Origin of the sequence: Micromonospora sp. WMMD723 (assembly GCF_049863385.1) — a bacterium.
GTDB classification, from domain to species: Bacteria; Actinomycetota; Actinomycetes; order Mycobacteriales; family Micromonosporaceae; genus Micromonospora; species Micromonospora wenchangensis.
Map to the genome: position 1 here is coordinate 3,143,216 of NZ_JBMKNR010000001.1, position 18,248 is coordinate 3,161,463.

The 18,248-nt window shown below is 75.4% G+C and carries 15 protein-coding genes; 12 read left to right on the forward strand and 3 right to left on the reverse strand.

All coding sequences use genetic code 11. The features are described from left to right. Positions 1-56: 56 nt before the first annotated feature. The 4 genes from ACN261_RS14235 (at position 57) to ACN261_RS14250 (ending at position 5,114) form a co-directional block, all read left to right on the forward strand. On the forward strand, positions 57-1,025 hold the full coding sequence (locus ACN261_RS14235; RefSeq protein ID WP_425850493.1) for an aldo/keto reductase: 969 nt from the start codon (positions 57-59) through the stop codon (positions 1,023-1,025). A gap of 69 nt (positions 1,026-1,094) precedes the next feature. After that, positions 1,095-2,594, forward strand: a complete 1,500-nt coding sequence (locus ACN261_RS14240) for a magnesium chelatase (RefSeq protein ID WP_421485766.1) — start codon at positions 1,095-1,097, stop codon at positions 2,592-2,594. A gap of 2 nt (positions 2,595-2,596) precedes the next feature. Continuing rightward, a complete protein-coding gene (locus ACN261_RS14245) occupies positions 2,597-4,552 on the forward strand; it encodes a VWA domain-containing protein (protein ID WP_425850495.1) in 1,956 nt (651 codons plus the stop codon). A gap of 94 nt (positions 4,553-4,646) precedes the next feature. Then, a complete protein-coding gene (locus ACN261_RS14250; protein ID WP_421485768.1) occupies positions 4,647-5,114 on the forward strand; it encodes a hypothetical protein in 468 nt (155 codons plus the stop codon). Here the strand turns inward: ACN261_RS14250 and ACN261_RS14255 are convergent. Then, positions 5,079-6,101: a GlxA family transcriptional regulator gene (locus tag ACN261_RS14255; RefSeq protein WP_421485769.1), complete on the reverse strand. Its 1,023-nt coding sequence runs from the start codon at positions 6,099-6,101 to the stop codon at positions 5,079-5,081. The two genes, ACN261_RS14250 and ACN261_RS14255, sit on opposite strands and share 36 nt — an antisense overlap. Positions 6,102-6,171: 70 nt before the next feature. Between ACN261_RS14255 and ACN261_RS14260 the strand changes: the two genes are divergently transcribed. Then, positions 6,172-7,467 (forward strand): MFS transporter, encoded by a 1,296-nt coding sequence (locus tag ACN261_RS14260; protein ID WP_425850498.1) that lies wholly within the window; start codon positions 6,172-6,174, stop codon positions 7,465-7,467. A 23-nt stretch (positions 7,468-7,490) separates the two neighbouring features. Here the strand turns inward: ACN261_RS14260 and ACN261_RS14265 are convergent, their stop codons facing one another. Continuing rightward, a complete protein-coding gene (locus ACN261_RS14265) occupies positions 7,491-8,210 on the reverse strand; it encodes an RICIN domain-containing protein (RefSeq protein ID WP_425850501.1) in 720 nt (239 codons plus the stop codon). Positions 8,211-8,268: 58 nt separating this feature from the next. Continuing rightward, positions 8,269-8,553 carry a DUF427 domain-containing protein gene (locus ACN261_RS14270; RefSeq protein ID WP_421485773.1) on the reverse strand — a complete coding sequence of 95 codons (285 nt, stop codon included), beginning with the start codon at positions 8,551-8,553 and terminating at the stop codon, positions 8,269-8,271. 191 nt (positions 8,554-8,744) lie between these two features. Here ACN261_RS14270 and ACN261_RS14275 point away from each other — a divergent pair, with 191 nt between their 5' ends. The 7 genes from ACN261_RS14275 (at position 8,745) to ACN261_RS14305 (ending at position 18,184) form a co-directional block, all read left to right on the forward strand. Beyond that, entirely contained in the window at positions 8,745-10,127 is a 1,383-nt protein-coding gene (locus tag ACN261_RS14275) for an FAD-binding oxidoreductase (protein WP_425850503.1), read from the forward strand. Continuing rightward, entirely contained in the window at positions 10,124-11,461 is a 1,338-nt protein-coding gene (locus tag ACN261_RS14280; protein ID WP_421485776.1) for a class I SAM-dependent methyltransferase, read from the forward strand. Before ACN261_RS14275 ends, ACN261_RS14280 begins: the two co-directional genes overlap by 4 nt. Before the next feature lie 290 nt (positions 11,462-11,751). Next, a complete protein-coding gene (locus ACN261_RS14285) occupies positions 11,752-12,651 on the forward strand; it encodes a S1C family serine protease (RefSeq protein ID WP_421485777.1) in 900 nt (299 codons plus the stop codon). A gap of 71 nt (positions 12,652-12,722) precedes the next feature. Continuing rightward, on the forward strand, positions 12,723-12,956 hold the full coding sequence (locus ACN261_RS14290; protein ID WP_421485779.1) for a zinc-ribbon domain-containing protein: 234 nt from the start codon (positions 12,723-12,725) through the stop codon (positions 12,954-12,956). A gap of 256 nt (positions 12,957-13,212) precedes the next feature. Continuing rightward, positions 13,213-14,301: a hypothetical protein gene (locus ACN261_RS14295; protein WP_421485781.1), complete on the forward strand. Its 1,089-nt coding sequence runs from the start codon at positions 13,213-13,215 to the stop codon at positions 14,299-14,301. Further along, the gene (locus ACN261_RS14300) at positions 14,298-15,794 is read left to right on the forward strand and encodes a hypothetical protein (RefSeq protein WP_425850506.1); all 1,497 of its coding nucleotides are present in this window, start codon (positions 14,298-14,300) and stop codon (positions 15,792-15,794) included. Before ACN261_RS14295 ends, ACN261_RS14300 begins: the two co-directional genes overlap by 4 nt. A 116-nt stretch (positions 15,795-15,910) precedes the next feature. After that, complete coding sequence (locus ACN261_RS14305; protein WP_421485785.1) at positions 15,911-18,184, forward strand: putative bifunctional diguanylate cyclase/phosphodiesterase; 2,274 nt, start codon at positions 15,911-15,913, stop codon at positions 18,182-18,184. Positions 18,185-18,248 lie beyond the last annotated feature (64 nt).

Below are 18,248 nucleotides of genomic sequence, written 5' to 3' on the forward strand. Positions count from 1 at the left end.
TCGACGGGCCGGGCGGGACCGGCCCGGCGGGCCTGCCACCGGGGTAGCTTCGAGCCATGCGCTACGTCCCGCTCGACACCCCCCGTCCCATTTCCAAGATCGGCCTGGGCACCTGGCAGTTCGGGTCCACCGAGTGGGGCTACGGGCCCGACTACGCCCAGCGGGCGGCGCAGATCGTCAGGCGGGCCCTCGACCTCGGGGTGACCCTCTTCGACACCGCCGAGCTGTACGGCTTCGGCCGCAGCGAACGCATCCTCGGCGCGGCGCTCGACGGCGACCGGGACCGGGCCGTGGTGGCCAGCAAGATCTTCCCGCTGCTGCCGGTCGCCCCGGTGGTGCAGCAGCGGGCGGTCGCCTCGGCGGCCCGGCTCGGCGTCGGCTGCATCGACCTCTACCAGGTGCACCAGGCCAACCCGGTGGTGGCCGACACGCACACCATGCGCGGCATGCGCGCCCTGCAGGACGTCGGCCTGGTCGGCGAGGTCGGGGTCAGCAACTATCCGCTGCGCCGGTGGCGGTTCGCCGAGGCCGCGCTGGGCCGGCGGGTGCTGAGCAACCAGGTCCGCTACAGCATGGTCGACCGTGGGCCCGAGGAGGACCTGATCCCGTACGCGGAGCAGGCCGGGCGGATCGTCATCGCGTACAGCCCGCTCGCCCAGGGCTTCCTCTCCGGCCGGTACGACGCGTCGCACCCGCCGACCGGGGCGGTGCGCCGGGCCAATCCGTACTTCCTGCCGGAGAACCTGACCCGGGGCGGTGCGCTGATCGACACCCTGCGGGAGGTGGCCGACGCGCACGACGCCACGCCCAGCCAGATCGCCCTGGCGTACCTGCTGCGTCACCCGAACGTGGTGGCCATCCCGGGGGCGTCGAGCGTCGAGCAGGTGGAACGCAACGCCGCCGCCGCCGAGATCGACCTGCCCGCCGACGAGTACGCCGCGCTGGCCGCCGCCGCCCGGCGGTTCCGGCCGGTCACCGGCCTGGCCGCGCTGCCGAAGCTGGTCCGGGCCCGCCTCGGGAGGTGAGCTGTCAGGCCGGGGGCCGGTCGGGGTCGATCCCGGTGCCGGGGGCGGCGCGGCCGGGACCGCGCTAGCGTGGGTCGGGTGACTGCGCCCAACCAGGCTCTCCCGGTCCCGCCCGCCGACCTGCCGGGCACCCTCGGCGCACTGCGCGCCGCCGGACACCGGTACCAGACCGTCAAGCAGGAACTCCGCCACAACCTCCTGGCCCGGATGCGCTCCGGCGAGGACCGTTTCCCCGGCATCGTCGGCTACGACGACAGCGTGCTGCCTGAGGTCGAGCGGGCGTTGCTCGCCGGCCACGACATGGTGCTGCTCGGCGAACGCGGCCAGGGCAAGACCCGACTCATCCGCTCGCTGGTGGCGCTGCTCGACGAGTGGACCCCGGTGCTGCCCGGCTCGGTGCTCAACGAGCACCCCCTGCACCCGCTCACCCCGGCCTCCCGCGCGCTGGTCGCCGAGGCCGGCGACGACCTGCCGGTCGGCTGGCTGCACCGCTCGATGCGCTACGGCGAGAAGCTGGCCACCCCGGACACCAGCGTCGGTGACCTGATCGGTGACGTCGACCCGATCCGGCTGGCCCAGGGGCGCACCCTCGGCGACCCGGAGACCATCCACTTCGGGCTGGTGCCGCGCACCAACCGGGGGATCTTCGCCGTCAACGAGCTGCCCGACCTGGCCGAACGCATCCAGGTGGCGCTGCTCAACGTGCTGGAGGAGCGGGACATCCAGGTCCGCGGCTACCAGCTCCGCCTGCCGCTGGACCTGTTCCTGGTGGCCAGCGCCAACCCGGAGGACTACACCAACCGGGGTCGGATCATCACCCCGCTGAAGGACCGGTTCGGCGCGGAGGTGCGCACCCACTACCCGGTCGACCTGGAGCTGGAGCTGGCGCTGATCCGGCAGGAGGCCGACCTGGTCGCCGAGGTGCCGGAGCACGTGCTGGAGGTGCTGGCCCGGTTCGCCCGGGCGGTGCGCGAGTCGTCGTCGGTGGACCCGCGCTCCGGTGTCTCCGCCCGGTTCGCCATCGCCGCCGCCGAGACCGTCGCCGCCGCCGCGTTGCGCCGCGCCGGCCTGCTCGCCGGGCCCGCCGGCTCCCGGACCGGGCCGTCCGGCGGCACCGCGCCGGGCGACGCCACGGCACGGCCCGAGGCGCCGGTCGCCCGGGTCGGCGACGCGGTGTCGGTGACCTCGACGTTGCGGGGCAAGGTGGAGTTCGAGAGCGGTGAGGAGGGGCGGGAGACCGAGATCCTGGCCCACCTGCTGCGCACCGCCACGGCCGAGACGTTCCGGGCCCGGCTGGCCGGACTGGACCTCTCCGGGTTCACCGCGCTGGTCGCCGAGGGTGCGGTGATCGAGACCGGTGAGCTGGTCGCCTCGGCGGAACTGCTGCGCCAGGTCGGCACCGTGCCGGGGCTGGCCAAGGCGCTGGACCGGTTGGGGCTGGGCGACGCGCCCACCCCGGAGCAGGCCGCCGCCGGGGTCGAGTTCGTGCTGGAGGGGCTGCACCTGACCCGCCGGCTCGGCAAGGACGTCACCGAGTCGGGTCGTACCGTCTACGGCGGTCGGAGCTGAGCATGGCCGGCAACCGGTTCCGGTACGGCCAGTGGCAGGGCGGCCCCGACCCGCTCGCCCCGCCGTACGACGTGCGTGCCGCCGTGGACTCCGTCGGCGCTGAGGTGCTGGCCGGCGGCAGCCTGCGGGAGGCGCTGCGTGACCTGCTGCGCCGGGGCCCGAACAACCGGGGCGGCCTGGACGACCTGGCCGCCCGCGCCCGCCGGCTGCGGCGGGAGGCGCTGCGCCGGGGCGACCTGGACGGCGCGGTGACCCGGTCCCGGGCGCTGCTCGACCAGGCCCTCGCGGCGGAACGGGACGCGCTGCGCGGGCGCACCGACGACGACGCCCGGTTCGCCGAGACGGTGCTGGACAACCTGCCCCGCTCCACCGCCCGCGCGGTGCAGGAGCTTTCCGGATACCGGTGGACCAGCGACGAGGCCCGGCAGGCGTACCAGCGGATTCTCGACGGGCTGCGCGGCGAGGTGCTGGAGCAGCGGTTCGCCGGGCTGCGCGACGCGGCGCGGGCCGCCGGTGACCCGGCCGTGCAGGCGCAGCTCGCCGAGATGATGCGGGACCTCAACGACCTGCTGGCCCGGCACGCCCGCGCGGAGGACACCACCGACGCGTTCGCCGAGTTCATGCGCCGGCACGGCGACTTCTTCCCGGAGCAGCCGCGCACCGTCGACGAGCTGGTCGACGTGCTGGCCCGGCGGGCGGCGGCGGGGGAGCGGCTGATGCGGTCGCTGTCCGACCGGCAGCGCGAGGAGCTGGCCGGGCTGATGCGGCAGTCGCTCGGTGACCGGCTCGCCGGTGAGCTGTCCGCGCTCGACGGCCACCTGCGTGCGCTGCGCCCCGACCTGAACTGGCAGCGCGGCGAGCGGGTCCGGGGTGACCAGCCGCTCGGCTACGGCGAGGCCACCGGGGCGCTGGACGAGATCGCCGAGCTGGACGAGCTGCTCGACTCCCTCGACCAGGAGCACCCGGGGGCCACCCTGGACGACGTGGACGTCGACGCGGTCGCCCGGACGCTGGGCCGCGACGCCGCCGACGACGTACGCCGGTTGCGGGAGCTGGAGCGGGAGCTGCGCCGGCAGGGCTGGGTGAGCCGGGACGCCGAGGGGTTGACGCTCAGCCCGAAGGCGTTGCGCCGACTCGCCGGCACCGCGCTGCGTCGGGTCTTCGCCGACCTCACCGCCGGCCCGCGCGGCCAGCACGACCTGCGTACGGCCGGGGCGGCCGGCGAGGTCAGCGGGGCGTCCCGGCAGTGGGAGTACGGCGACGAGCAGCCCCTGGACGTGGTGCGCACGCTCACCCGGGCGGTGCGTCGGGCCGGCCCCACCGTGCCGCTGCAACTCGCCGTCGAGGACTTCGAGGTGGTGGAGACCGAACGGCGGGCGTCGGCGGCGGTGGCGCTGTGCGTGGACCTGTCGTACTCGATGGTGTCGCAGGGGCGGTGGGGGCCGATGAAGCAGACGGCGCTGGCGCTGTCGCACCTGATGGCGACCCGGTTCCCGCAGGACGCGTTGCAGATCGTGGGGTTCGGCCTGGAGGCGGTGCCGTTGACCCAGCAGGAGCTGGCGGCGGTCGAGCCGGACCTGCGGCAGGGCACCAACCTCCAGCACGCGCTGCGGCTGGCCGGCCGGCACCTGCGCCGGCATCCGGGGGCCGAGCCGGTGGTGCTGGTGGTCACCGACGGCGAGCCGACCGCCCACCTCGACCCGGACGACGGTGAGGCGTACTTCCACTGGCCGTCGCTGCCGGAGACGGTCGAGGCGACCATCCACGAGGTGGACCGGCTGGCCCGCGCCGGGGTCACGCTCAACCTGTTCCTGCTCGGTGAGGACCCGGGCCTGCGCCGGTTCATGGACGCGGTGGCCCGCCGTTCCCGGGGCCGCCTGTTCACCCCCGACCTGGGTGACCTGGGCGAGTACGTGGTCTCCGACTACCTCCGTTCCCGCCGCAGCTCCGGGCGCTGACCGTGTCGGGGCCATGGGGGTGGGGCCGCCCGTCCGGGTGACCCGGGCGGCACAACCGTCCACCCGACCCGGCGGTACGGGGTTGACTGGGGGCGTGGAGCTGCGTGCGGTCTACCGGAGCCTGCTCGCCGAGGTCGGGGCGGGCGGGTTCCGGCCGGCCCCGCCGGACGGGTGGGACGCGGAGCGGATCGTGGCGCACCTGGTCGCCAATGACGAGTTGATGAGCGAGGCGACCGAGGCGGTGCTGGCCGGGGCGCCGTTCGCCTACTACGACCTGACCGGGGTGCACCGGCCCGAGTTGGACGCCCTGGTCGCGCAGTGTGGCGGGCTGCCCGGCCTGGCCACCCTGCTGCGCGCCACCAGCGGCCGGCTCTGCGGCCTGGTGGACCGGCTCGGCCCGGCCGCCGACACCCCGGTCGAGACGCATCTGCGGGAGGGTTTCGACCTGGTCGTCGACGAGCCGTTGCCGTGGTCGCGCACCCTCGACCTGCACGCCCGGGTGCACCTGCCCCGGCACCTGGCGCAGCTACGGATGCTCCGCGACCAGCCGCAGCCCGCCTGACGCCGCCCCGGCGGCGGGGGTACGGCGGAAGGTGCGCCGGTAGGCCGAGGGGGAGACGCCGATCCGGGTGTTCAGGTGTTGGCGCAGGGCGGCGGTGGTGCCGAAGCCCGCCCGCCGGGCCACCTGGTCGATGGCCAGGTCGGTGGTCTCCAGGAGCAGCCGGGCGTGGTCGGTGCGCTGCTGGAGCAGCCACTGCGCCGGGCTCAGGCCGGTCTCGGAGCGGAAGTGCCTGGTGAAGGTGCGTACGCTCATCCGGGCGTGGGCGGCCAGGTCCCGCAGGGCGACCGGTTCGTGCAGCCGCTGCCGGGCCCACTCCCGGGTGGCCGCGGTGCCGCTGGCCGGGGTGCGCGGCACGGGTCGTTCGATGTACTGGGCCTGCCCGCCGTCGCGCCAGGGTGGCACCACGCACCGGCGGGCCGCCCGGTTGGCCACCTCGCTGCCGTGGTCGCCGCGTACGACGTGCAGGCACAGGTCGATGCCGGCAGCCACCCCGGCCGAGGTGAGCACCCGGCCGGAATCGATGAACAGCACGTCCGGGTCGAGGTCGACGTGCGGGTACAGCCGGCGGAACCGGTCGGCGTGCGCCCAGTGGGTGGTGGCACGGTGACCGTCGAGCAGACCGGCGGCGGCCAGCGCGAACGCGCCCGTGCAGATCGACATGATCCGTACGCCCCGGCGGTGGGCGTCGTGCAGCGCGCCGGAGACCGCCGGGTCGATCGTGCCGTCGGTCATCGGTGGGCCGGCGTGCAGGCCGGGCACGACCACCGTGTCCACGGTGGCCAGCAGGTCGAGCCCGTGGTCGGGGAGGACCCGGAAACCGGCGGAGCTGCGGACCGGGCGACCGCCCGGGGTGCAGGTGTCGACGGTGTAGAGCGGAAGCCGGTCGGCGGTGCGGGCGGCCCCGAAGACCTGGGCCGGGGTGCCCAGGTCGAGGCCGACCACGCCGTCGAGGGCGAGCACGCCGATCCGGTGCGGCCTGATGGTCATGGCCCGATTATTGCGCACCATGGCTTTCCGGCCACTCGTCGCCCGCCGGAGCGTGTCCCAGACTCGGAGCGTGACCCGAGCCCGTCGTCTCCACCCGGCCTGGACCGTGGCCGCCGTCGCCTTCGTCGCGCTGGTCGGCGCGGCCGGCTTCCGCGCCACCCCGTCGGTGCTGCTGCACCCGCTGCACGCCGAGTTCCGCTGGCCGCTGGCCACCATCTCCGCCGCCGTCTCGGTCAACCTGCTGCTCTACGGCCTGACCGCACCGTTCGCCGCCGCCCTGATGGACCGCTTCGGCATCCGTCGGGTGGTGGCCGGCGCGCTGGCGCTGGTGGCGCTGGGCAGCGGCCTGACCGTCTTCATGACGGCGAGCTGGCAACTCATCCTCTGCTGGGGCGTCCTGGTCGGGCTGGGCACCGGGTCGATGGCGCTGGCGTTCGTCGCCACCGTCACCGGGCGCTGGTTCGTCCACCGCCGGGGGCTGGTCACCGGGGTGCTCACCGCCGGTGGGGCCGCCGGCCAGCTGGTCTTCCTGCCGCTGCTCGCGGTGCTGGTCCGCGACCACGGCTGGCGCGCGGCGGCACTGGTGGTGGCCGGGGCGGCGCTCGCGGTCGTCCCGCTGGTGGTCCGGTGGCTGCGGGAACACCCGGCGGATCTCGGCCTGCCCGCCTACGGCGCGACCGGGGTGACGCCCCGCCCGCCGGCGGCCGGTGGGGCCGCCGCGCGGGCCGTGGCCGCGTTCACCGCCGCCGCCCGGACCCGCCCGTTCTGGCTGCTCGCGGGCGGCTTCGCGATCTGCGGGGCGACCACCAACGGTCTGGTCGGCACCCACTTCGTGCCGGCCGCCCACGACCACGGCATGCCGCAGACCACGGCGGCGGGCCTGCTCGCCCTGGTCGGCCTCTTCGACATCGTCGGCGTCATCGCCTCGGGCTGGCTCACCGACCGGATGGACAGCCGGCTGCTGCTGGCCGGCTACTACGGGCTGCGTGGGCTGTCACTGTTGCTGCTGCCCGCCCTGTTCACCGGGGGCACCGGGCCGAGCATGCTGGTCTTCGTCGTCTTCTACGGCCTGGACTGGGTGGCGACCGTGCCGCCGACGGTGGCGCTGTGCCGGGAGTACTTCGGCGACGCGGCGGCGGTGGTCTTCGGTTGGGTGTTCGCCGCGCACCAGTTCGGGGCGGCGTTCGCGGCGACCGCCGCCGGCCTGGTCCGTGACCGGCTCGGTGACTACGCCCCGGCCTGGTACGCGGCCGGGGCACTGTCCATCGGCGCCGGGCTGCTGTCGCTGCTGCTGCGCCGCCGCACGGCACCGGTGCCGGTCCTGACGCCGGCCCGGCCCGCCGGGGCCTGGAGCTACCGGGGCTGAGCCTCCCCGCCTGCCGGACGTGCTCAGCCGAGGGTCCACTGCTGGCCGGCGGCGGCGGTGCAGGTGGCCTGCACCAGGTCGTCGCCGGCTGCCGTGCCGTCGTCGCGGACCTGCGCGCACTTGCCCGACCCGACGCCGACCAGCAGGACCGCACCGGTGCCGACCGGGGTCACCCGCCACTGCTGGTTGGCCTGCCCGTGGCAGCCGAACTGCTGGAGCCGCGCGCCGTCGTCGCCGCTGCCGCTGTCGACGTCGAGGCACTGGCCGTGCCCGGCGTTGGTGAGCGTCACCACGTCGGGCCCGACCGGGTTGGCGACCCACTGCTGCTCCGCGCCGCCGGTGCAGACGGCCAGTTCGGCGGTGGCCGTCTCGCCCGCGCCGTCGGTGCCGACGCAGAGGCCGGAGGTGACCGCCCGCAACGCGAGCGGCCCGGTGACCGTGGCCGGGGTGGTGGGCGGCGGGGTCGGGCTGGGTGGCGGCGTGGTCGCGGCCGGCGGGCTGGTCGTCGGGGCCGCCGAGGTCGGGGCAGCCGGGGTCGGCGCGGCGGCGGCCGGCACCACCGGCGGCGGGGAGCCGCCACCGCCGAGCACGCCGGTGGCGAAGAAGACCCCCAGCAGTACGCCCGCCAGGCCGGCGGCCAGCGCGAACCGCATCAGCGGATCACCGGGCAGCCCGGGGCGGGCCGCCCGACGGGCCCCGTAGACGGTGCCGGACGGATCGTGGTGGGGATCGGGGACGGCCATGCCAGCATGGTGACCCACCGGGCGGGCCGACGGCCAGTCGGCCCGCGGGCCGGCGGGATCAGTCGACGACCCGGACGTCCTTCCAGAACGCCACCCGGTCGCGGACCTGCTCCGCCTCGGGCTTCGGGTCCGGGTAGTACCAGACCGCGTCGGGACTGGTCCGGTCGCCGTCGGTGAGGGAGTAGTAGGAGGCGGTGCCCTTCCAGGGGCAGACCGTGTGCGTCGCCGACTCGGTGATCAGGTCGTCGCGCAGGGTGCTTCGGGGGAAGTAGTGGTTGCCCTCCACCAGGACGGTGTCGTCGCTCTCGGCCACGACCTGGTCGTTCCACACGGCTTTCGGCATGCCACCACGCTACGCCCCCGGTGGGCCCCGGTCGCGGGCCCCTCGTGGACCGTCCCTTCCGCCGGTGCCGGGCGGGGTGGCCGACCCCGCCGACCAGGCCGGTGAGGACACCGCGTCGGAGGTTGCCGGCTGATCCGAAACGGTCAGCGGTGCGGTCCCCCGGAACGGCGCATCGAGCGTAAGGTGATCTCATGCGCGCGCTGCGTGATCATGAGCTGGCGGTGGACGCGTTGCGACGGTCGTACGCCGCCGTGCCCCCCGGGCACCCCGTACGCCTGGCCAAACGCACCTCCAACCTGTTCCGGCCCCGCTCGGCCACCGGCACCCCCGGGCTCGACGTCAGCGGCCTGGACGGCGTCCTGTCGGTCGACCCGGTGGCCCGCACCGCCGACGTGCAGGGCATGTGCACCTATGAGGACCTGGTCGACGCGACCCTCCCGCACGGGCTGATGCCGTTGGTCGTGCCGCAGCTGCGCACGATCACCCTCGGCGGCGCGGTCACCGGGCTGGGCATCGAGTCGACGTCGTTCCGCAACGGGCTCCCGCACGAGTCGGTCATCGAGCTGGACGTCCTCACCGGCGCGGGGGAGATCGTCACCGCCCGCCCCGACGGCCCGGACGCCGAGCTGTTCGCCGCCTTCCCCAACTCGCTGGGCAGCCTCGGGTACGCCACCCGGCTGCGCATCGAACTCCAACCGGTCGGGCGGGCGGTGGCCCTGCGCAACGTCCGGTTCACCCGGCTGGAGGAGCTGACCGCCGCCGTCGCCGACGTGGTCGCCAAGGGCGAGTGGGAGGGCCGGCCGGTCGACGCGATGGACGGCGTCATGTTCAGCCCCGGCGAGTCCTACCTGGTGCTCGGCTCGTTCACCGACGAGCCCGAGCGGCCCAGCGACTACACCGGCCAGGACATCTACTACCGCTCGCTGCGCCGCCGGGTGCGCGACACCCTCAGCGGCCACGACTACCTGTGGCGGTGGGACACCGACTGGTTCTGGTGCTCGGCCGCGTTCGGGGTGCAGCACCCGGTGGTACGCCGGCTCTGGCCGGCCCGCTGGCGGCGCAGCGACGTCTACCACCGGCTGGTCCGGCTGGAGCACCGCCACCAGGTGGCCGCCCGGGTGGACCGGTGGCGCGGCCGGCCGGCCCGGGAACGCGTCGTGCAGGACGTCGAGATCCCACTGGACGGCACGGCCGACTTCCTGCGCTGGTTCGACCGGAACGTGGGGATGACCCCGGTGTGGCTGTGCCCGTTGCGGCTGCGCGAGCCCGACGGCCCCGGCTCCGCCCGCGCCTGGCCGTTGTACCCGCTGCGCCCCGGCCAGACGTACGTCAACATCGGCTTCTGGGGCAGTGTGCCGATCGCGGAGGGTGCCGCGGACGGCGAGGTGAACCGCTCCATCGAGCGGATGGTGTCGGAGTTCGGCGGACACAAGTCGCTCTACTCCGACGCGTACTACGACCGGGCGGCCTTCGACGGGCTCTACGGCGGGGAGACCTGGCGTGCCGTGAAGGACCGCTACGACCCGGACCATCGGCTCACCGGACTTTACGAGAAGGCGGTTGCACGAGAATGAGCCTGACCGACCGAGAACAGGGGGCGGCGAGCGCCCCGGCCAGCCCGCCGGCGGGGGGTCGGCGGGCACCGACCGTCGCCGACGTCGTCCGCGCGGTCACCACGCGGGACCTGCCGGTCCGTATCACCGGCTACGACGGTAGCGCGATCGGCCCGGCCGACGCCGGGATCACCCTCGACATCCGTTCCGAGCGGGGGCTGTCCTACCTGCTCACCGCCCCGGGCGACCTGGGCATGGCCCGGGCGTACGTCAGCGGCGACCTCGGGCTCGGCGGGGTGCACCCCGGCGACCCGTACGAGGCCCTGCGGGTGCTCCAGGACCTGCGGCTGCGCGTCCCCTCGCTGGCCGAGGGGCTGGCCCTGGTGCGCGGGCTCGGCTGGGAGCGGCTGCGGCCCCCGCCGGCCCCGCCGCAGGAGGCGCTGCCCCGCTGGCGGCGGGTGATGGGCGGGCTGCGGCACTCCCGCAGCCGGGACAGCACCGCCATCTCGCACCACTACGACGTGTCCAACGCCTTCTACGAGAAGGTGCTCGGCGACTCGATGACGTACACCTGCGCGGTCTACCACAGCCCGACCGACACCCTGGAGCAGGCCCAGTCGGCCAAGTACGACCTGGTCGCCGGCAAGCTGGCGCTCAAGCCGGGGATGCGCCTGCTCGACGTGGGCTGCGGCTGGGGCGGCATGGTCCGGCACGCGGCCCGCGAGTACGGCGTCACGGCGCTCGGCGTGACCCTGTCCCGGGCGCAGGCGCAGTGGGCGCAGGAGGCCATCGCCCGGGAGGGGCTGACCGGGCTGGCCGAGGTGCGTCACCTCGACTACCGCGACGCGCCCCGCGAGCAGTTCGACGCGATCTCCTCGATCGGGCTGACCGAGCACATCGGGGTACGCAACTATCCGGCCTACTTCCGGGCGCTGCGGGAGCGGCTGCGTCCCGGCGGCCGGCTGCTCAACCACTGCATCACCCGGGCCGACAACCGGGCCCCGCACCGCTCCGGCGCGTTCATCGACAGGTACGTCTTCCCCGACGGCGAGCTGGCCGGGCCGGGCCGCCTGATCAGCGAGGTGCACGACGCCGGGTTCGAGGTGCACCACGAGGAGAACCTGCGGCAGCACTACGCGTCGACGCTTGCCGCCTGGTGCCGCAACCTCGTGGCGAACTGGGACTTCTGCGTCGACGAGGTGGGCCGGGGCACCGCCCGGGTCTGGGGCCTCTACATGGCCGGGTCGCGGTTGGCCTTCGAACGCAACGGCATCCAACTGCACCAGGTGCTGGCCACCCGCAACGGCCCGGACGGCGTGAACGGCTACCCGCTGCGCCCGAACTGGACGCCCTGACCGCACCGCCGCACCGCACCGACGAAAGCCGCGCCGCCCCGGCGCGGCTTTCGTCGTCCGCCGACGTGTCGACGTCGTCGGCGCCGCCCCGGCGGGGCGGCGGCGCCCCCACACGGCGGACGCACAGGCACGCCACAAGGGGACCTCAGCCCGGCGCGGCACGGTGAGTGCATCGCACTACCGAGGAGGTCCCGTGCCGCATCCCGACAACCACCGCCGCCCGTCCGACAGCCACCGGCCCGCCCGTTTCCGGCCCGGGCGGGCCGCCCGGACCGAGGGGCGGTGACCTGATGTCCGACACCATGCTGCGCCCGGCGGCCACCACCGCGGCCGTCCCGACCGCCGAGCCGCCGCTGTCGCCATCCCCGTCGGCCCCGCCGCTGTCGCCGCCCACGTCGGCCCCGCCGCTGTCGCCGCCACCTCCGTCTGCTCCGCCCCCGCCCCCGTCGCGCTGGCGTCGACGGGTGGCGGCCGCCGGTACGGCCGTGGTGCTCATGGTCGCGGGCGGCGGCACCGGCGCGCTGGTCGTGGACCGGTTCGCCGCCGCGGGTCCGGCCGTCACCGGGACGACGGGCGTCGCGGCGGTTTCCGCCGCCACCATCGACTCCCTCGCCACGGTGGTCGCCGCCGTGTCGCCCAGCATCGTCACCGTCGAGGTGACCGGGGCCCGGGAAACCAGCCTCGGGTCCGGCGTCGTCCTCGACGCCGACGGCCTCGTCCTCACCAACCAGCACGTGGTGGACTCCGGCGGCCAGGTCACGGTGACCCTCTCCGACGGTCGTACCGCACCGGCGACCGTGGTCGCCCAGGACGCCACCGCGGACATCGCGCTGCTGCGGGCGACCGGGTTGGCCGGGCTCACCCCGGCAACGCTGGGCAGCGACGCCACGCTGACCGTCGGGGACACCGTCCTGGCGTTCGGCAGTCCGCTCGGGCTGGCCGGGACGGTCACCTCCGGGATCGTCTCGGCCCTGCACCGGTCGGTGGACGACCTGACCGGGCTGGTGCAGACCGACGCGGCGATCAACCACGGCAACTCCGGCGGCGCGCTGGTCGACACCGCCGGGCGGGTGGTGGGCATCAACGTCGCCATCGCCACCACCGGGGAGGACGAGGGCAGCGTGGGCCTCGGGTTCGCCATTCCGGTGGACACCGTCCGCGAGGTCGTGGCCCGGCTGACCGCGAGCTGACCCGGCACGGTGCGGCGGGCAGAATTCCCCGCCCGGGGTTCCCGGGGCCTCGGGCTGGGTACTGCCGGGCGATGTTCCTCATCTTCGGACTCCGCACCAGGGTCACCCGGTCGGGGGTGGTGACCGCCGTCTGCCGGCACTGCGGCAACCGGGCCGCGCAGGTGATCAGCCGCCGGTCGACGAAGTTCACCGTGTTCTTCGTGCCGCTGATCCCGATCCGGACGAAGTACGTGCAGCAGTGCTCGTTCTGTGGCGTCGAGTACGCCGTCGACGCCGACGAGGCCCGTCGCCTCCCGGTCGGCTGACCGTGGCCCGCTTCCTCTGCTGGCTGATCGGCCGCCCACCGGGTCCGCCGACCGCGCCGGTGCACACCGCCTCCCGCCCGCCCTGCACCCCCGGTCGTCGCCCGTCACGCCGCCGCCGGCGACCGGCCGCCGGTGCCCGTTCCCCGCGTTCACCCTGGAACCGGTCCGCCGGCCGCTGACCCGGCCGCTCCGAGGCACCCCGCAGCGGGCGTCGGCTGCCGGCCGGGGTCGGCCGGGGCGGCTATCGTGGCCTGTCGTGACGAGCACCGCACAACGCCTGGCCGCGATCCGGGGCGACGTGCCCCCGAAACGGCACAACGCCCGGACCATCGCCGCGCTCACCGGAAACCCCGGCTGCGCCCGCCGGGCCGTGCTGGACGGGGCCGGGGTGGACAAGTCGGCGCTCGCGCAGCGGGTCGGCTTCCCCGCCCGGTTCGGCCAGTCCCGGTTCGCGATCACCCGGGGCAACGCATTCGAGGCGCAGGTCAAGGCCGACGGTGGGGCGGAGCTGCTGCGGCTGGTCGCGCAGCGGTTGGGCGTACCGGTGCCGCAACGGGCGAGCTGGACGGACCTGGGCGGCGCGGACGACCTGCCCGACCGGCGGGAACGCTCGCGGGCCGCGCTGACGGCCACCGGGCCGGACGCGGCGCTGTTCGACCATCCGCTGCTCGGCCTGGACGTGGCCGGTCAGCGGGTGCACCTGGAACCGGACCTGGTCGCCGCCCGGCTCGGCGGCCGGTTCCACGTCGTGGAGATCAAGTCGTTCCCCGTGATCGACGGGCAGGCCGACCCGGCGAAGGTGTCCGCCGCCGCCGTCCAGTCCGCCGTCTACGTGCTGGCGCTGCGCGACCTGCTCGCCGCCGAGGGACGGGACCCGGAGTCGGTGTCGCACGACGTGGTGCTGGTCTGCCCGCGTGACTTCGCCAACCAGCCGATGGCCAGCCTGATCGACGTCCGCAAGCAACTGCTGGTGCTGCGCCGTCAACTGGACCGGATGGCCCGGCTGGACGACCTGCTCACCGCCGTGCCGGCCGGGTTCACCGTCGACCCGGCCGTCGACCCGGTGACGCTGACCGCCGCGCTGCACACCGTGCCGGCCCGGTACGCGCCGGACTGCCTGGCCGGCTGCGAGCTGGCGTACTTCTGCCGGGACGAGGCGCGCGGGCAGACCGGGGCGCTGGGCCGGCCGGTGCGGGAGGCCCTGGGCGGCATCGCCGAGGTGGCCGAGGTGCTGGCCCTGGCGGCCGGCGGGCCGGCCGTCGACCCGGAGCGGGAGGAGGCAGCCGCGCTGCTGCGCTCCGCCGCCCGGCTGCGCGCCGACGCCCTCGCCGGCCACCGGTCATGAGTACGCTGCGCGCGCTGGCGAAGGCGCAGGCGCTCGCCGCGGGGGTGGCCCAGCCGGTCGCCACCGTCCGGCACCTGCACCTGGCGCAGCGCCCGCTGGTGCTGGTGCCGCTGGCGATGGCCGGTGAGGCGCACGCGCCGCTCGCCGCGCTGGTCGGCACCGACCCGGCCGACGCCCGGCTGCTGGTCGTGCCGCAGCCCCGCAACCGGGACCAGCGGTTCCGGTTCGTCACCGAGCTGGCCGCGACCGTGCTGCCCTGGCTCGACGGCTTCCGGGGTGTCTCGGAGGCGGTGGCCGTGGACCGGGGCCGCGACGTCCGCTACCGGTACGCCGACGCCCCGCAGCTGTGGGTGCCGAACCCGGCCGGGATCACCTTCCTGCGGCTGCTGGGCCGCTCCACCCGGTTCCGCCGCCCCGACGGGGAGTATCCGGTGCACCCGGCCGTTCCGCTGCTCGGCCGCTGGCTGACCTTCTTCGCCGAGCGGGCCGAGCAGCCCGGCTCGTCGGCGCTGCTGGCGATGACCGACGCGCTCACCCTGCACTGGGCGACCGGGCAGAGCGCGGTGGAGGACCAGCACCTGCCGGCACTGCTCGGCTGGATCGACCCGCCGGCCGGCTCGACAGGTGTCGAGGCCGCCGCGCGGGCCGAGGACCCGGCGGTGTGCCCGCCGGCCGGCCCGGCCACCGACCCGGAGTTCGACAACGAGGCGCTCGCCCCGGCGATGGCGGCCTGGGCGGCGGCCGACGACGACCCGGCCGCCCGCGACGAGGCGTACGCGGAGCTGGTGCGGTTGCTGCGCGGGCAGCTCGCGCCCACCTGGGAGCTGATGTGGCGCGGCCTGGGACTGCTCGACGGGCTGCCGCCCGGTGCCCGGGTGGCGGGCCGCTGGGCCGGCGACCGGGACGCCTTCACCGGTTACGCCGAGCACCTCGACGCCGACGGCGGGCCGCAGCCCCGGCACGACGGCGCGGTCGCGGCGGCTGTCCGGCTGCACCGGCTGGAACGCGCCGCGACCAGCTACGCCGTGCAGCGCGCCTACGACGACCCGCTGGTGATGGCCGAGCACCGGCTGGCCGGGGAGGCGTTCGTAGCCGACGTGACCCTGGCCGACCCGGGGCGGGTGGACGACAGCGGCAAGCGGCCGGTGCTGCGGCCGAGGATCCAGGTGGTGACCACCGAACCGGTGCGGATGCCGGTCGGGGCGACCCTGTGGTCGACGGCGCGACCCGCCCAGAAGGCGAAGGTGGTCTTCGTGACCCCGGCGGCGGACGGCCGGACCGAGGTGGTGCTGGAGCTGTCGGGCGGGATGGGACGGGGGCTGACCGCGCCGCCGGGCAGCGTGCCGCAGGTGGGGGAGCGGCTCTGCCTGACCACCCTGTCGGAGGCGTACCTGCCCGCCGGGACGTTCCCCACGGCCGAGGAGACACCGTGGACGCACGGGGGACCGCCGACCTACGAACAGTCCGAGGCCCTGTCCTCAGTGGTCGGATAGCCGACCCGGTGAGTGTGGCGGTGACCCGCCCGGCTGGCTAGGCTGCGATGGTTCGCCGTCCGTGATCCGTCCGCACGGTCGAGGTGCGCGTTGGAGAGAGAGCCGGAGCGATCACCGTGCTACCCCAGGACGCCGTCTCCGGCGCGCCGACCCGACCGCTGACCCTCCCCCGGGTGGGTGCGGTCGTCGCCGCGGTGGCCGTCGTGCTGGAGTTGGTCTGGCTGCTCGCCGCGCTGCCCAGGGCGGCCCTGGTCAGTGACGTCATCGCCACCGCCGTGGCGAGCTGGGCCAGCTACGCCTGCGTCCGCACGATGCGTCGGCACCCCGCCCCGCTGCGCCGGTTCTGGGCGCTGCTCGCGCTCACCATGGGGCTGGCCGCCGCCGGCCGGCTGCTGTGGACGGTGGACCGGCTGCGCGCCGACGAGCTGCCGCACACCCCGCTGATCGGGGCGGTCTTCACCGCCGGCATCGTCACCGGCACGGCCGCGCTGCTGGCCTCGCTGACCGCGCCACGCAGCGCGGTGGGCCGGGCCCGCACCGTGCTGGACGGGGTGATCGTCGGGCTGGCCCTGATCCCGATCGGCTGGGTGGTGGTGTTCCGCGACGTCGCCGCCGCCGACCTCGACGATCCGCTGCGCACCCTCGGCCTGCTCTACCCGATGATCGACCTGATGCAGCTGACCATCCTGGTGGCGGTGGCCGGCCCGGCCCGCTCGGTGTGGCCGCCGCTGACCCTGATCGGGGCGAGTCTGGTCACCCGGGCCGGCGCGGACGCGGTCTACGTCTCGCTGGTCGCGCACGGCAGCTACACCCCCGGGCACCCGGTCGACGTCTGCTGGCCGCTGAGCTACCTGCTGATCGGCATCGCCACCACCCGCCCACCGCCGCCCACCTGCGACGGGGCCGAGGAGATCGGCGAGTCCCCGCTCCCGTCCTGGTGGCGGGTGGCGCTGCCGTACCTGCCGGTCGGCGGGGCGATCATCGCGGTGGTGCTGGCCCGCCGTCCCACCGGGCAGACCCCGCCGTTGGTCTTCGGCGGGATGATGGCGCTGCTCGGGGTGCTCGCCCTGCGGCAGGGGCTGGCCGCCAACGAGAACCTGCGGCTGGTGGCCAGGCTGCGCCGGCTCGCCTACACCGACCAGCTCACCGGCCTGCCGAACCGGCTGATGTTCAACCGGCAGCTCCGCCGGGCGCTGCGCGAGGGGCCGCCGGTGGCCGTGCTGCTCCTCGACCTGGACGGCTTCAAGCAGGTGAACGACCGGTTCGGGCACGCCACCGGCGACACCCTGCTGACCAGCATCGCGCTGCGGATGCGTGCCGCCGTCGGCGGCGACGGCACCGTCGCCCGGCTCGGCGGGGACGAGTTCGCCGTGCTGGTCGCCGGGGACCGGACGGTCGTGCCGGAACGGCTCGCCGAACGGCTGCTCGCCGCCCTGCAACCGTCGGCGGGCGAGGAGGACGTCGGCGTCCACCCGTCGGCCAGCATCGGCATCGCCGAGTTCGGCCCGCAGCACGCCTCCCACACCGACGTGCTGCGCGACGCCGACATCGCCATGTACGCGGCGAAGGCCGCGGGGAAGTCCGCGTACCGCACGTGCACCCCGGCGCTGCGGGAGTCGGCGGTGACCCGGGCCGAGCTGATCGCCGACCTGCGGCGGGCCGTCGACGAGCGGCAACTGCACCTGGAGTACCAACCGATCGTCGACCTCGCCACCGGTGTGGTCCGCAGCGCGGAGGCGCTGGTGCGCTGGCGGCACCCCCGGCTCGGACTGCTCGCCCCGGCGGCGTTCCTGCCGCTGGCCGAGGAGACCGGGCTGATCGTGCCGATCGACAGGTGGGTGATCCACGAGGCGTGCCGGGCCGCCGCGACCTGGCGGGCCCGGGTGCCCGAGGCGACCGTGGCGGTCAACATCGCCGCCGCGCACCTGCGCCGCCCCGACCTGATCGCCACCGTCACGGCGGCCACCGCCTCGGCCGGCCTGGCCCCCCGCGCGCTCACCCTGGAACTGACCGAGTCGGCACTCATCGACGGCAGCGAGGCGGTGCTGGAACGGCTCGCCCAGCTTCGTGAGCTGGGCATCCGCATCGCCATCGACGACTTCGGCACCGGCTACTCGTCGTTGAGCTACCTGCACCGCATCCCCGCCACCGAACTCAAGATCGACCGGTCGTTCGTGGCCCGGCTGGACACCGACGCGCGGGCGTACGCGACGGTGGAGATGGTCACCCGGCTGGCCGGGGCGTTCGACCTGGCGGTGGTGGCCGAGGGGGTGGAGACCGAGGGGCAGCACGCGGCGGTCACCGCGATCGGCTGCGTCCACGGCCAGGGCTACCGGTACGGCCGTCCCGGCGGTCTGTCCGCCCTGCACGCCCTCGGCACCCCGCGCTGACCCCCGCTCCCGCCGCCCACCCGGGCGGGCCCGGCCGTCGTGCCGCCCCTGACGGGGGACCCGG

What these genes read in the sequence shown, in the direction of transcription:
- ACN261_RS14235 (WP_425850493.1), top strand. Translation starts at nt 57, where the DNA reads ATGCGCTACGTCCCGCTCGACACCCCCCGTCCCATTTCCAAGATCGGC.
- ACN261_RS14300 (WP_425850506.1), top strand. Translation starts at nt 14,298, where the DNA reads ATGAGTACGCTGCGCGCGCTGGCGAAGGCGCAGGCGCTCGCCGCGGGG.
- ACN261_RS14255 (WP_421485769.1), bottom strand. Translation starts at nt 6,101, where the DNA reads ATGACCATCAGGCCGCACCGGATCGGCGTGCTCGCCCTCGACGGCGTG.
- ACN261_RS14265 (WP_425850501.1), bottom strand. Translation starts at nt 8,210, where the DNA reads ATGGCCGTCCCCGATCCCCACCACGATCCGTCCGGCACCGTCTACGGG.
- ACN261_RS14245 (WP_425850495.1), top strand. Translation starts at nt 2,597, where the DNA reads ATGGCCGGCAACCGGTTCCGGTACGGCCAGTGGCAGGGCGGCCCCGAC.
- ACN261_RS14290 (WP_421485779.1), top strand. Translation starts at nt 12,723, where the DNA reads ATGTTCCTCATCTTCGGACTCCGCACCAGGGTCACCCGGTCGGGGGTG.
- ACN261_RS14275 (WP_425850503.1), top strand. Translation starts at nt 8,745, where the DNA reads ATGCGCGCGCTGCGTGATCATGAGCTGGCGGTGGACGCGTTGCGACGG.
- ACN261_RS14270 (WP_421485773.1), bottom strand. Translation starts at nt 8,553, where the DNA reads ATGCCGAAAGCCGTGTGGAACGACCAGGTCGTGGCCGAGAGCGACGAC.
- ACN261_RS14280 (WP_421485776.1), top strand. Translation starts at nt 10,124, where the DNA reads ATGAGCCTGACCGACCGAGAACAGGGGGCGGCGAGCGCCCCGGCCAGC.
- ACN261_RS14285 (WP_421485777.1), top strand. Translation starts at nt 11,752, where the DNA reads ATGTCCGACACCATGCTGCGCCCGGCGGCCACCACCGCGGCCGTCCCG.